The following is a 13,999-nucleotide window of genomic DNA, read 5'->3' as shown; positions in this document are numbered from 1 at the left end:
TGTTAGGGAACTTTACTAACAATGGCCACCTTTCCCTCGCCGCCGCGGTGCCTAGGAGGCGCGCAAGTGAGCTATCGGCAGAGAAGAACCCGGACCCTCCTCGGCGCGGCGGTGCTCGCCGTCGCCACGGTCGGGGCGACCGTCCCGGCGGCGACCGGCCAGGAGCAGGCGAGAGCGGTGGTCACCGCCGCGGCGCCGGCCACCGCGGTGCCCGGCTTCCTGATCCAGACGTCGGCCCAGGTCAGTGACGACTCGGCGGTCTCGAAGCCCGGCTTCAACACCGCCGGCTGGTACCCGGTCGGGCCGCGCTCGACCGTCTACGCCGGGCTGCTGGCCAACGGCAAGTACGCCGACCCGTTCTACTCGACGAACATGAAGAACGTGCCGACCGCGGACTTCAAGGTCCCGTGGTGGTACCGCACCGACCTCACGGTCACCGACACCACCCAGCGCACCTACCTCGACTTCAGCGGGGTGCTGTCCAAGGCCGACGTCTGGGTCAACGGGACGCGGATCGCGGACAAGACGCAGGTCAACGGCGCCTACACACGTCACGACCTGGACATCACCGCACAGGTGAAGGCCGGCGCCAACAGCATCGCGTTCAAGGTCTACCCGAACGACCCCAACAAGGACCTGTCGATGGGCTGGATCGACTGGGCCCAGACCCCGCCGGACCAGAACATGGGCATCGTGCGGGACGTCCTCGTCCGGCGCAGCGGCCCGGTGGCGCTGCGCGGCGGCCACGTCGTCACGAAGCTGACCGGGACGACGCACGCCGACCTCACGGTGAAGGCCGACGTCCGCAACGACTCGGCGGCCGCCGTCTCCACGACGGTCTCCGGCACGGTCGCCGGCAAGGCGATCAGCCAGCCGGTTTCCCTGGCCGCCAAGGAGAAGAAGACCGTCACGTTCCCGGTCATCGGGATCGACAACCCGCAGGTCTGGTGGCCCGCCGGGATGGGCGGGCAGCCGCTCTACGACCTCGACCTGACGGCGAACGTCGGCGGCACGGCGTCGGACACCTCGCACTCGAGCTTCGGCGTGCGCCAGGTGACGGCGACCAACAACTCCAGCGGTGGCCGGTCGTACAAGATCAACGGGCGCCCGCTGCTGATCAAGGGCGGCGGGTACTCCCCCGACCTGTTCCTGCGCTGGAACGAGCAGTACGCGGCGGACAAGCTCGCCTACGTCAAGGACCTCGGCCTCAACACCGTGCGCCTGGAAGGGCACATCGAGCCGGACGAGTTCTTCGACCTCGCCGACAAGATGGGCGTGCTGACACTGCCCGGCTGGGAGTGCTGCGACAAGTGGGAAGGCCAGGTCAACGGCAGCGAGAAGGGTGACCCCTGGACCGCGGCCGACTACCCGGTCGCCAAGGCGTCGATGACCGCGGAGGCCGAGCGGCTGCGCGACCACCCGAGTGTCATCTCCTTCCTGATCGGCAGCGACTTCGCGCCCGACGCGACGATCGAGAAGAACTACCTCGACGCGCTCAGCGCCGCGGACTGGCCCACCCCGGTGGTCCCGGCCGCGTCGGCGAAGTCGTCGCCGCAGCTCGGCGCGTCCGGCATGAAGATGAACGGGCCGTACGACTACGTCCCGCCGAACTACTGGTACGACAAGGCGCACAGCGACCTCGGCGGCGCGTGGGGCTTCAACTCCGAAACCAGCGCCGGGCCGGACATCCCGACGATGGACACGCTCAAGCGGATGATGTCCTCGAGCGAGCTCGACACGATGTGGAAGAGCCCGTCGACCGCGCAGTACCACCGGTCTTCGTCTTCGACGTTCGCCAACCTGAAGCTGTTCGGCGACGCGCTCACCGGCCGCTACGGCAAGCCGGCGAGCCTCGACGACTTCGTCCGGAAGGCGCAGCTGGCGCAGTACGAGAACGTCCGCGCCGAGTTCGAGTCGCACTCGCGCAACTTCAGCGACAGCTCGAACCCGTCGACCGGGATCATCTACTGGATGCTCAACAGCGGCTGGACGTCGCTGCACTGGCAGCTGTTCGACGCCTACCTCGACCAGAACGGCTCCTACTTCGGGGCCAAGAAGGCGAACGAGCCGCTGCACATCCAGTACTCGTACGACACCAAGTCCGTCGTGGTGGTGAACCACAACCACGACGCGGCGTCGAACCTGACCGCGTCGGTCAAGCTCTACAACCTGGACGGGACGGAGAAGTTCACCCAGTCCAAGGCCGTTTCGGTCGGCGGTGACGGCGCCAAGACCACGGCGCTGACCATCGGCTCGGTGAGCGGCCTGTCGACGACGTACCTGGCGAAGCTGGTCCTGACCGACGGCTCGGGCAAGGAGGTCAGCCGCAACGTCTACTGGCTGTCCACCAAGGCCGACACGCTGAACTGGGACTCGAGCGACTGGTACTACACGCCGACCTCGTCCTACGCGGACCTGTCCGGGCTCAACGGCCTGGCGCAGGTGTCGCTGGGGTCGACGGCCACGTCGACCGCCAACGGTGACGGCACCACGACGACGAAGGTGACGCTGACGAACGGCTCGGCGAACAAGGTGCCGGCGTTCTTCGTCGACGCGCACGTGCTCGGCGCGGCGAACGCGCCGGTGCTGCCGGTGCGGTGGACCGACAACCAGGTCAGCCTCTGGCCGGGCGAGTCGGCCACGCTCACGGCGACGTACCGGACCGCGGACCTCAAGGGCGCCAAGCCGTCCGTGCGGGTCGCGGGCTGGAACACCGGGTCGAAAACGATCCCGGCGGACGGCACGACCGGCCCGGGTGACCCGGACCCGGGCACGCCTGCCGACTACCAGGCCGAGAACGCGACGATCACCAGCGGCGTCGCGGAGTCGAACCACGACGGCTTCACCGGCACCGGGTTCGTCAACTACGACAACACCACCGGCAGCGCGGTCGAGTTCTCGGTCGACGCGGCCGCGGCGGGCAGCGCGAACGTCGTGCTGCGCTACGCCAACGGCACCACGGTGAACCGGCCGATGGACATCACGGTGAACGGCGCCAAGGTGGCGTCGGCCGTGGCGTTCGGCGGCACGGGGAACTGGGACACCTGGCAGACGGTCACCATCCCGGTGACGCTGACCACCGGGACGAACAAGATCAAGGCGACCGCGACGACCGCCAACGGCGGCCCGAACGTCGACAAGATCACCGTCTAGGAACCGGGCCGGGGCGGTTCGCGCCGCCCCGGCTCAGTCCCAGAGCAGGCGCTGCTCGCGGTCCGGGTCGGACACGGTCGTGGAGACGTCGTCGAAGAGGCGCGTCACACGGTCGGCCGGGGTGTAGCGCGGCCAGCCGGGGTCGCCGGTGGTGACGAACCGGACCCAGGCGCCGGACATCTCCGTTGCCAGCGCTTGGAAACGCTCGGTCGGGCGGGTGCGGCCCGCGAACAGGAACCGCCAGTTCCTGTTGTCGATGTCGTCGAACACCAGCGGCAGGTCGAGCCCGTGCGGCGCGCCCAGGCCACGGCCCCGGGGCGCGATCCGCCAGTCGAGGCGGTACATCCAGGCGTCCGGCTGCTTCTCGGCGAAGCGGATCGCCGGGATCCACCAGTCCCCCGCGGTCAGCGCCCGGTTGCGGATCTGGTCCGCGGGCCAGTCGAGCAGCTCGGTGTAGGCCGCGACGGCCTTCTCGATCTCGGCGTCGTCCAGCATCGTCGAGCCGACGCCCAGGAGCTTCGCGCCACCGGACTGCAGCCAGCTGAAGAGGTCTTCCTCGTCGGCCGTCGTCCCGATGAGCAGCGGAACCTCGCGGACGCCGTCGAGCGGGCGTTCCGGCAGCAGCTCGTCCCCGACGACCACACGGTAGGTGACCTTGGTGCCGGACACCGCCGAAACCCGTTGCTGCGCTTCGAGAATCCGCTTGACCGGCAAGGTCGCGAGGTCGCCCGGGGCAACGTCCAGTTCGGACAGCACCGCCGAAGCGACCGCCGCGCCCTCGGCCGGGGTGTGCACGACCGAGCCGACGCCGGTGCCGCTCTGCACGATCGCCTGGTGGACGAGCCCGCGCGTGGCGGGCACGGCGAGCAGCGTCCCGACCGTGCGCCCGCCGTTGGACTGCCCGGCGAGCGTCACCCGGCCCGGGTCGCCGCCGAACGCGCCGACGTTCTCGCGCACCCACTCCAGCGCGGCGACCTGGTCGCGCAGGGAGAGGTTCGAATCGGCGACGCCGGGCAGGTGCAGCAGGCCGAGGACGCCGAGCCGGTAGCCGACGGTCACGACGACCACGCCCCGGCGCGCGTACGCCGAAGCGTCGAACTGGTGCGGCGCGCCCATCACGCCGCCCCCGCCGTGGATCCACACCAGCACGGGGTACGAGCCGGGCGACGCGGGCGCGTAGACGTTCAGAGAGAGGCAGTCCTCGTCACCGGTGAAGCCCCGCCCGGTCAGCTCCGGCTGCGGCGCCCGCGCGGCCCACTTCGTCGCGTCACGCTCGCCGGACCAGGGCCGCGCCGGGCGCGGTGCGCGGAACCGCAGCTCCCCCACCGGCGGCTCGGCGTAGGGCACGCCGAGGAACGTCCTGACCCCGTCCTGTTCGGACCCGCGCAGCGCGCCGGCCGCGGTCTCCACCGTCGTCACGCGTCCAGCCTAGGCGCGGGACTTGCCCTGGAGCGCACTCCAGGATGTTGACTGGGGCACACACACTGGGAGGAAATCTTGACCGCAGCAGAGAACAAGCAGCTCCTCAGAACCGCCTTCGACGCCTGGGGCGCCGGCGACATCCGGCCGCTGATCGCCGCCATGGCCGATGACGTCGTCTGGACCGTCGGCGGGCACAACAGCTGGTCCGGCAGCTTCGCCGGCAAGGACTCGGTCCGCCGGAACCTGCTCGCGCCGCTCGGCGAGCAGTTCGAAGGCACCTACACCAGCACCGCGAGCCGGTTCGTCGCCGAGGACGACGTCGTCGTGGTCGAGACGCGGGGCAGTGTGGCGACCAAGGCCGGGCCCCGGTACGACAACCGGTACTGCTTCGTCTTCCGCGTCGAGGACGGCCGGATCCGCGAGATCACCGAGTACCTGGACACGCAGCTGGTCGCCGAGGTGCTCCCGGAGCTGGCCAGGTGACACGCGCCGCGAGCGGCGGGTAATGATTACCCCGTGCACATCGCGGCAGAGATAGTGGCGCTGGTCGTGACGGTCCTCGTCGTCAGCGCCGTGGCGCGGCGGCTGGACTGGTCCGCCCCGCTGTGCCTGATCGTCGTCGGGGTCGGGGCGTCCTACGTCCCCGGCGTCCCCGAGTACCACCTCGACCCCGAGGTCGTGCTGCTCGGCCTGCTGCCGCCGCTGCTCTACTCGGCGGCCATCCAGACGTCGCTGGTCGACTTCCGGAAGAACCGCGGGGCGATCGGCCTGATGTCGGTCGGGCTGGTCGTGTTCACCGCGTTCGGCGTCGGGCTGGTCGCCTGGGCCGTGATCCCCGGCCTCCCGCTGGCCGGCGGGATCGCGCTCGGGGCGATCGTCGCCCCGCCGGACGCGGTCGCCGCCAGCGTCGTCGCCCGCCGGGTCGGCATGCCCCGCAAGCTGATCCGGCTGCTGGAGGGCGAGAGCCTCTTCAACGACGCGGCCGCGCTGGTCGCCCTGCGCACGGCCATCGCCGCGCTCGCCGGCTCGGTCAGCTTCTGGCAGGTCGGCGCGGACTTCCTGCGCGCGGCCATCGGCGGGATCGTGCTCGGGCTGGTCGTCGGGTTCGTGGCCGCGTTCATCCGCGCCCGGCTGAACGAGCCGGTGCTGGACACCGCGCTGTCGTTCGCGGTGCCGTTCATCGCCTACATCCCGACCGAGGCGATCCACGGCTCCGGCGTGCTGGCCGTCGTCGTCGCCGGGCTCATCCTGGGGCACAAGGCGCCGAAGATCCTCTCCGGCTCGGCCCGGCTGGCCAGCAGGCTGAACTGGCAGACCATCGCGTTCCTGCTGGAGAACATGGTCTTCCTGCTGATCGGCCTGCAGCTGCGGCGGATCCTGTCCGAAGTGGGCGAATCCGGGCTGTCGCTGGCCATGCTGACCTGGATCTGCGTGGCGGTGCTCGCCGCGACGATCTTCACGCGGATGCTGTGGCTGATCGGCATCGGCACGGTGAAGCGGCTGGAGCGGCGGTTCCTGCCCGGCAAGACCCGGGCGAAGATCTGGCCGTGGCGCTACTCGGCGGTGATCTCCTGGGCGGGCATGCGCGGGGTCGTCACGCTCGCCGCGGCCTTCGTGCTGCCGGCGGACACCCCGCAGCGGGCCGTGCTGGTGCTCGCGGCGTTCGTCGTCGTGGCCGGCACGCTCGCGGTGCAGGGCATGACGCTGCCACCGCTGATCCGGCGGCTGCGCCTGCCGCGGCCGGACCCGGCGGAGGACGCGCTGCAGGAGGCGTCCGTGCTGCACGACATGACCACCGCGGCGCTGGCGAAGCTCGAGGAGATCCAGCAGCCGGACGACCCGCCGGAGATCATCCAGCGCATCCGCGACCGGCTGCAGAACCGCTCCGACTCCGCGTGGGAGCAGCTCGGCCGGCAGAGCGTCCTGGCCGAGACGCCGAGCGACGCCTACCGCCGCCTGCGGATCCAGCTCCTCGAAGTCGAACGTGAGCAGTTCCTGAAGGCCCGCGACGCCGGCAGCGCCGACGACGACGTCCTGCGGAAGGTCCTGGAGCGGCTCGACATCGAAGAGTCCATGCTGGACCGCGACGAGGAGGAGCCCGACGTCGAAGGCCGCGAGCTGCGCACCCCGGCCGCGACGGCCGGTTCGTGCAAGCACCTGGCCCACGAGTGGGTCGACCGCGACCCCAGCTCGCCGGACACCTGCGCCGCCTGCATCGAGGAGGGCACCACCTGGGTGCACCTGCGGATGTGCCTGAAGTGCGGCAACGTCGCCTGCTGCGACTCCTCGCCGCGCCGGCACGCCACCCGGCACTTCCACGAATCCCGCCATCCGGTCATGCGCAGCTTCGAGCCGGGAGAGACGTGGCGATGGTGTTTCGTGGACAAGCAGCTCGGCTAACCTCGGGGCCATGACGACGCCTGAGCAGGAGATCGAATACCGCCAGCACCGGTTCGCACCGCCGTCTGGGGCGACCGAGATCTTCCTGGTCCGACACGGCGAATCCGCTCCCGCGCGGGCCAGCCGGCCGTTCGACCTCGTGGACGGCCAGGCCGACCCGGACCTCGCGCCGGAGGGCCGCGACCACGCCCAGCGCGTCGGCGTCCGGCTGGCCGGCGAGCGGATCGACGCGATCTACGTGACGACCCTGCGCCGCACGGTGCAGACGGCGGCGCCGCTGGCCGAGAAACTGGGGATCACGCCGGTCGTCGAGCCGGACCTGCGCGAGATCCACCTGGGCGACTGGGAGAACGGGCTGTTCCGGAAGCACACGACCGACGGCCACCCGATCGTCGACCGGCTGTGGGCCGAGCAGCGCTGGGACGTCATCCCGGGCGCGGAGTCCGACGAGGCGTTCGGCGCCCGGCTGCGCGGCGCGCTGACGCGGATCGCCGCCGCGCACCCGGACCAGCGCGTCGCAGTGTTCACCCACGGCGGTGTGATCGGCGAGGTGTTCGCGCAGGCCAGCCGTTCGGTCGAGCGCTTCGCGTTCCTCGGCGCCGACAACGGGTCCGTCTCCCACCTGGTGCTGCACGGCGACAACTGGATCGTGCGGCGCTTCAACGACACGTCGCACCTGGCCAACCCGCTGGGCTGAGCTTGGCCTGCGGAACTCAGACGGCGCAGCTGAAGAGGCGCCCCGGCTCGGTCATGGTCTTCTCGGCGACGACGGCGCCGTCGACGACGATCCGGCAGCGCAGCTCGCCGGGGCCGGGGTTGCGTGCGGCGATGGAGTAGAACTCGGTGCGGCCGGCCGGGCCGACCCGGGTGAAGGCCGCCGACCACGGTGTCGTGACCTGGGCCTGCTGGACCAGCGCGGACGCCTCGGCGGCGTAGGTGACGTTGCCGGCGCCGTCCGCGCCGAGCAGCTCGTAGACGACGGAGTGGCTGACGGTGGCGACGGCGGCCGGCACGACCGGCGCGGCGACGGGCGCTTCCTTCGCCGGGCCGCGCGAGGACCTGGGGACTACGTACGACGTCACCGCGAAGGCCGCGGCGAGCACGACGAGGACAACAACGACGTTTCCGGCCGGCTTGGCCCGGCGCGCGCAGTCACGGGCCGGCTCGGTCGCGGTGGGAACACCCATGGAGAGGTCTTCTCTCGTCGCGCGCACTCCCGTCGAGTGCGTCGTGTATATCTCGCCGTGACCTCACTGCGCGTTAGCGGCGTTTCGCGAGAAGTCCAACTTTCACCCAAACGGGTGCTCAGTCCACCAGCCCCGCCTCGGCGAGCATCCGCAGCACCCGCTGCCCGGCGGGCGGGCAGACCGAGGCCTCGGCCGAGCTGAGCCAGGCGGCCTCGGCGATCTCCCGCGACGGCGCCGGCTCGCCCTTGTGCTCGGCGGTATAGCAGGTCATCCGCACCAGCCGGCCGTCGGCGAACCCGTCGGCCTGCTCCTCGAGGGCGGCGAAGAACCGGAAGCTCAGCGGGTCGAGCTCGACGCCGAGCTCTTCGCGGATCTCGCGACACAACCCCGCGACGTCGCCTTCGCCCGGTTCGCGTTTGCCGCCGGGGAGGTAGAACTTGGCTTTCCCGCTGGTGCGGACCGACAGCAGCCGCCGGTCGCGGACGTGGATCCAGGCCAGTGAGTCGATGGGTTCGGTGGAGTTTTTGTCGGTCCCCGGGTGCATGATGCGGAGTATGTACGAAGAGGCGGCGCCACCCGGCCCGCTGGCGGGCGTGGCCCGCTGCGTGTGGCGATCGGCTTCGGCGGGCCCGAAGCGAATCGTCCCCGACGGCTGCCTGGACCTGGTCGTCGGCGACGGAGGGGTGTTCGTGGCGGGCCCGGACACGGCGGCGTGGTCATCGGTGACCCGGCCGAACGCGGAGCTGCGAGGGGTCCGGTTCACGCCGGGCCGGGCGTCGGCGGTGCTGGGCGTTGCGGCGGACGAGCTACGCGACCGCCGGGTTGCGTTGGGAGAGTTGTGGGGGCGGTCGGGGGAAGTACTGGCTGAGCGGCTGCTGTCGGGTGAGTTGACGCCTGCGCAAGCGGTTGCGTCTCGGATCTCGGCGGTGGAGGTCGGGCCGGTGGATCCGGCGGTGGCGGCGTTGATCGACCGGCTGGACGCGGGAGCGGCGAGGGTCGCCGAGGCGGTGGCGATGCTTGCGCGGCCGGTGGTTGAGCCTGCCGCTGAAGCCGGACTCGCCCCGCCTCGCGTGTACTCCGCGGAAGCGGCGGCCGAGCTGGCTCGGCGAGGCGGGCACCTCACTGAAGCCGAACTCGCCCGGCTTGGTCGGTCGCACGTGTACTCCGCGGAGGCGGTGGCCGAGCTGGCTCCGCGAGGCGGGCAGGTCACCGAAGCCGAACTCGCCCGGCTTGGTCGGTCGCACATGTCGTCCGCGGCAGCGGCGGCTGGACTGGCCCGGCGAGGCGGGCGGGTCACCGAAGCCGAACTCGCCCGGCTTGGCCGGTCGCACGTGTCCTCCGCGGAAGCGGCGGCCGGACTGGCCCGGCGAGGCGGATCGGTGACTGAAGCCGGACTCGGTCCGGCGCATGCCGCTTACGCCGCGGCGGTGGCTGAGCTGGCTCGGCGAGGCGAGCACCTCACTGAAGCCGAACTCGCCCGACTCAGTCCGGCGCATGCCCCCTACGCAGCAGCGGCGGCCGAGCTGGCTCGGCGAGGCGGGCCCGGGCCGGATCTCGTGGCGGCGCGGATCGAAGATCCCGCCCGTTCCGTCACCGTGAGTGAGCGGCGGCTGCGGCGACGGTTCGTCCAAGCGGTGGGTTACGGCCCCGCCACCTACCTCCGCGTCACCCGGTTCCAGCGCGCCGTCGCGCTCGCGCCGCACACTTCCGGGCTCGCCGCGCTGGCGGCCGCCGCCGGGTATGCCGACCAGGCGCACCTCAGCCGGGACTGCCGGGCGCTGACCGGGCTCACCCCTCGCGCCTACTTCCCCGGTCCCTCCACTGTGGACGCGCCGGTGCGTGACCGGCGACGTTCGGCGTAACCCGTGCGGGCTAACCGAAGGGGAATATCGAGCCAGGAAGTAAGCGGACGGTAAACGACCACGAAGGGCGCTATTCTCCCCTCGACGAGTGATCAGGGAGGGCGTGTGGCCACCATCAGCGACGTCGCGGCGAGGGCCGGCGTCTCCACGGCGACCGTGTCGCGCGCGCTCAACGGGAAGTCCACTGTGGACCCGACGCTCGCCGCGCGCGTGCAGGAGGCCGCCGCCGAGCTCGGGTATCACCCGAACGGGCTGGCCCGGAACCTGCGCCGCCAGGAGACGGCCGTGCTCGCGCTGATCATCTCCGACGTCGAAAACCCGTTCTTCACGGCCATCGCGCGCGGCGTCGAGGACCTCGCGCAGCGGTCCGGGTACTCGGTCGTGCTCTGCAACTCCGACGAGAACGAGGAGAAGGAGCGCCGCTACATCGAGGTCGCGCTGCAGGAGCGGGTCGCCGGGGTGGTGCTCTCGCCCACCGGCCGGTCGACGAACGTCGAGGGCCTGCGCCGTCAGGGCACGCCGCTGGTGGCGGTCGACCGGCCGCTGCCGGCCGAGGCGGGCGACCAGGTGCTGGTCGACACGCGCCACGCCGCCGCCGAGGCGACCCGGCACCTGCTGGCCGGCGGCTACCGGCGCGTCGCCTGCCTCACGGGCCCGACGGGCGTCCGCACGGCCGACGACCGCCTGGCGGGCTACGCCGACGTCGTCGGCGAAGCGAACGTAGTGGCACGGCGAGCGGAATACCGCGCGGAGGGCGCCCGGCTGGCGGCGCTGGAGCTGCTCGACGAGCCGTCCCCGCCGGACGCGCTCCTGGTCGCGAACAGCACGATGGCGATCGGAGTACTCGAAGCGCTCTCGGCACGCGGCCTGCGCTCCGGCCGCGACGTCGGCATCGTCTCGTTCGACGACGCCCCGTGGACAACGCTGATCGACCCCCCGCTCACAGTGGTGGCGCAACCGGCCTACGAGGTCGGCCGCGTGGCGGCGCAGCTTTTGCTGGCGAGGATTTCCGACGGCAGCCGTGACGCGACGACGACCACGCTGGAAGCCAGGCTGATCGAGCGGAAGAGCTCCCGCCGCTGACCCGGCTGCACCCAGAAGGTCGGCTCGCATACTCCGACGGACGACACGCGTACTCCCGGCGGCCGACACGCGTACCCAGACGGACGACACGCACCCCAGACCGCCGACTCATGTACCTCGACGGTCGACTCCCGCACCCGGAAGGTCGGCTCGCGTACCTGGACGGACGACTCTCGTATCCAGATGGACGACACGCGTACCTGGGTGGACGACACTCGCACTCAGCGGCCGACACGCGCGCCGAAAGCATCGGCTCTCGTGCCCGGGAAGGAGTCAGCTCGCGTGCGGAGGGGGCGGGACAGACGTGGGGGGGGGGGGGGGGGGGGGGGGGGGGACAAAAACCGCGCCCCCCCCCCCCCCCCCCCCCCCCCCCCCCCCCCCCCGCCCCACCCCCTGTGTCCCCCATGGCCGGCGTCAACCCGCCGGATCCTGTGAGCACGGAGCGGAAATCGTTTACTCACACGGAACGTAAGGCCGGAAGCGCGGAGTGTCAAGCCTGGACAACCTCGCTCGTTCCGGTCAGACTAGCCGGAAGTTGCCTACTCAACGTGTTGACTGATGTGCGGTAAGTGTCGATCTCTGGTGAATTCGCCCACAGATCGGGCAAGAAACCGCACGAACCCGCACACGCGCGCTGTTTCGGGTTAATCTGAACCGCATGTCTGTAGCGCTGGAGAACATCCTCGCCAAGGCGGGCCTGAAGGTCGACGCGAACGAGTTCCTCACGCTCGTCGAAGACGCGGCGCGCAGACTGTCCCCACCGAATCCGGATCCCTCGCACTACTTCTCCGCCGACCAGCGGGCCGCGCTCGCCGACGTCGGCCTCGACCTCTCGCCGAGGCGCGAAGAAGAGCCGGACTTCCGGGCGCGCACCGTCGCCGCCCACGCCGTGCTCGCCGAAGGCGCGCTCAGTGTCAACGAAGCCGCGAAAGCCCTCGGTGTCGACGACAGCCGGATCCGGCACCGCCTCAAGGAAGGCCGGCTGACCGGCTGGAAGGACGGCGGCTGGCGGCTCCCGGCGTGGCAGTTCGCCGGCTCCGGGGTGCTGCCCGGCCTCGAGGTCGTCCTCAAAACCCTGCCCGACGACCAGCCCGCGCTGGTCGTCGCCGCGTTCATGAGCACTCCCCAGCCCGACCTGGTGATCAACGACCACCCGGCGACGCCGCGCCAGTGGCTCCTTTCCGGGGGTGACCCGGAGCACGTCGCGCGCCTCATCGCCACGCTCGGCTCGCCGTTCTAGGCTGGACCACCCCGAGCAAGATCACCGACAAGGACGGACCACCCCCGACCCATGGCCCGGCTACCGCTGCCGCCCGCCCGATCCGTCCTGGTCCGGCAGCTGAACCGCGCCAACGACGTGGTGACGGTCCAGCCCGCGACCAGGCTGGTGCGGATCTTCACGGCGCACGGCAACCACCCCCAGCAGTGGAACTCGTTCCGCTACACCGGCCCGCTCCCGCACGGCCGGTTCGACCAGCAGTCGCCCGGCCGCGGCGGCGCGCCGGTCACCGACCCCGCGAACGGGGTCCTGTACTTCGGCCTCACCGTCCGCACGTCGGTCGCGGAGGTCTTCCAGACCAGCTCGACGGTCGACCGCCGCACGCGCGGTCCCCGGCTGGTGGTCGTCCGCCCGACCCGCACCCTGCGCCTGCTCGACCTGACCGGCCTCTGGCCGACCCGGGTCGGCGCGTCCCAGGAGATCTCGAGCGGGCCGAAGAAGCTGACGCAGGCCTGGGCGCGCGCGATCCGCGGCGCGTTCAGCGACCTCGACGGCCTCTGGTACCGCTCGTCGATGGACTCCGGCGACCCCGCGATCTGCCTCTGGGACCCGCCCGCGGGCGCGGCGCTGCCGATCGCGCCGGACGTCCTGTTGCCGCTGGACCACCCCGGCCTGGACGTCCCGCTCGGCCGCGTCTGCGAAGAGCTGAACTACACGCTGCTGAACTGAGCCTCGAGCAGCGGGACGATCGCGCGCAGGTCGTCCCCGTCGACGAGGTGGGTCGCGACGGCCCGCGCCGCCGGAGCCGCGTTGAAGCCGATGCTCATCCCGACGGCGGCGAACAGCGGCAGGTCGGACCGGCTGTCCCCGACCGCGACGCACCGCTCCGGCGCAACCCCCCCGGGCCAGCGCGAAGTCGCGCTTGCCGTACTCGTCCAGGTGCGCGGCGACGCGGCCGGTGTAGCGCCCGTCCGCGGTCTCGGGCACGGGCCCGCAGTAGGCGGTGAACCCGAACCGGCCGGCGAGCATCCGGCCCACCGGCGTCCACGCGAGCGTCGTGAGGATCGGCACGAGACCGTGGTCGTGGCACCACGCCACCGTCTCGGCGATCCCGCCGACCAGCGGCAGGGTCTCGAGCCGGGCCGAGACCTCGGTTTCGGTGTGCCCGGCCCAGCCTCGGGCGTCGATGACCGACGCTTCCTGGTTGGTCATCCGGCCCGCGTCGTAGGCCGCTTCGGCCGCCACGAGCTCGGCCTCGTGGCCCAGCGCCGCGGCCACCCACGCGCAGGAGCTCGTGCCGGGCACCAGGGTGCCGTCGACGTCGAAGCACACCAGGCCCTCAGCCAAGGGTGCCCCGCGGGCAGACGAACCCCACGATCTCCGACTCGATCAGCCCGGCCTGCTCGGCCGGATCGGCGTCGAGGATCGCTCGGGTCTCCGCTTCCGACGTCCGGAAGAACGCCACTCCCGTCACCGGCAGCGACGCCGACGGCTCCGGCACCGAGCCCGCGAACAGCAGCGATCCGGCCGCCTGCTGGGCGCGGGCCGCGGACAGGTGCCGGGCGCGGAGCTCGCGGGCCATCTCCTCGGAGATCTCGCCGGCGCGGGGACCGGCCCGGAACAGCACCATCCGCCAGGTCTCGAGCTCGAAGTCCACCTCGGGCACCGTCATG

General features: G+C 71.5%; 12 protein-coding genes and 1 pseudogene. 8 read left to right on the top strand and 5 right to left on the bottom strand.

Translation table 11 applies throughout. The features are described from left to right. The first annotated feature begins 66 nt into the window (after positions 1–66). A complete protein-coding gene (locus ACZ63J_RS40970; protein WP_465405579.1) occupies positions 67–3,153 on the top strand; it encodes a glycosyl hydrolase 2 galactose-binding domain-containing protein in 3,087 nt (1,028 codons plus the stop codon). A gap of 33 nt (positions 3,154–3,186) precedes the next feature. Here ACZ63J_RS40970 and ACZ63J_RS40965 read toward each other — a convergent pair whose 3' ends face one another. Continuing rightward, complete coding sequence (locus ACZ63J_RS40965) at positions 3,187–4,572, bottom strand: carboxylesterase/lipase family protein (protein WP_465405577.1); 1,386 nt, start codon at positions 4,570–4,572, stop codon at positions 3,187–3,189. 78 nt (positions 4,573–4,650) lie between these two features. On the opposite strand from ACZ63J_RS40965, the gene ACZ63J_RS40960 reads away from it, so the two are divergent. The 3 genes from ACZ63J_RS40960 to ACZ63J_RS40950 are packed head-to-tail and all read left to right on the top strand — an operon-like array spanning position 4,651 to position 7,672. Next, complete coding sequence (locus ACZ63J_RS40960; protein ID WP_465405575.1) at positions 4,651–5,058, top strand: nuclear transport factor 2 family protein; 408 nt, start codon at positions 4,651–4,653, stop codon at positions 5,056–5,058. Between the two features lie 33 nt (positions 5,059–5,091). Further along, a complete protein-coding gene (locus tag ACZ63J_RS40955) occupies positions 5,092–6,975 on the top strand; it encodes a Na+/H+ antiporter (RefSeq protein ID WP_465335440.1) in 1,884 nt (627 codons plus the stop codon). A gap of 10 nt (positions 6,976–6,985) precedes the next feature. Then, the gene (locus ACZ63J_RS40950; protein WP_465405573.1) at positions 6,986–7,672 is read left to right on the top strand and encodes a histidine phosphatase family protein; all 687 of its coding nucleotides are present in this window, start codon (positions 6,986–6,988) and stop codon (positions 7,670–7,672) included. Between the two features lie 16 nt (positions 7,673–7,688). On the opposite strand, the gene ACZ63J_RS40945 is transcribed toward ACZ63J_RS40950, so the two are convergent. Both ACZ63J_RS40945 and ACZ63J_RS40940 read right to left on the bottom strand, forming a co-directional pair. Beyond that, on the bottom strand, positions 7,689–8,162 hold the full coding sequence (locus ACZ63J_RS40945) for an MmpS family transport accessory protein (protein WP_465405571.1): 474 nt from the start codon (positions 8,160–8,162) through the stop codon (positions 7,689–7,691). A 118-nt stretch (positions 8,163–8,280) separates the two neighbouring features. Beyond that, positions 8,281–8,706: an NUDIX hydrolase gene (locus ACZ63J_RS40940; RefSeq protein WP_465405570.1), complete on the bottom strand. Its 426-nt coding sequence runs from the start codon at positions 8,704–8,706 to the stop codon at positions 8,281–8,283. On the opposite strand from ACZ63J_RS40940, the gene ACZ63J_RS40935 reads away from it, so the two are divergent. From ACZ63J_RS40935 to ACZ63J_RS40920, 4 genes are all read left to right on the top strand, one after another. Next, a complete protein-coding gene (locus ACZ63J_RS40935) occupies positions 8,669–10,024 on the top strand; it encodes a helix-turn-helix domain-containing protein (RefSeq protein WP_465439872.1) in 1,356 nt (451 codons plus the stop codon). The two genes, ACZ63J_RS40940 and ACZ63J_RS40935, sit on opposite strands and share 38 nt — an antisense overlap. 105 nt (positions 10,025–10,129) lie before the next feature. Further along, positions 10,130–11,107, top strand: coding sequence for a LacI family DNA-binding transcriptional regulator (locus ACZ63J_RS40930; RefSeq protein WP_465405566.1), 978 nt, complete (start codon positions 10,130–10,132; stop codon positions 11,105–11,107). A gap of 658 nt (positions 11,108–11,765) precedes the next feature. Continuing rightward, entirely contained in the window at positions 11,766–12,347 is a 582-nt protein-coding gene (locus ACZ63J_RS40925; protein WP_465405564.1) for a MerR family transcriptional regulator, read from the top strand. Positions 12,348–12,398: 51 nt separating this feature from the next. Next, positions 12,399–13,055 (top strand): RES family NAD+ phosphorylase, encoded by a 657-nt coding sequence (locus ACZ63J_RS40920; protein ID WP_257926625.1) that lies wholly within the window; start codon positions 12,399–12,401, stop codon positions 13,053–13,055. Positions 13,056–13,277: 222 nt separating this feature from the next. Here the strand turns inward: ACZ63J_RS40920 and ACZ63J_RS40915 are convergent. Then, positions 13,278–13,658 (bottom strand): annotated as a pseudogene (locus tag ACZ63J_RS40915) (haloacid dehalogenase-like hydrolase); the annotation flags it as partial. 7 nt (positions 13,659–13,665) lie between these two features. Continuing rightward, positions 13,666–13,998: a YciI family protein gene (locus ACZ63J_RS40910; RefSeq protein ID WP_465405562.1), complete on the bottom strand. Its 333-nt coding sequence runs from the start codon at positions 13,996–13,998 to the stop codon at positions 13,666–13,668. Position 13,999: the final 1 nt, after the last annotated feature.

The organism is Amycolatopsis sp. NPDC104863, assembly GCF_055582965.1.
This window is presented reverse-complemented; position numbering and strand designations above follow the sequence as displayed.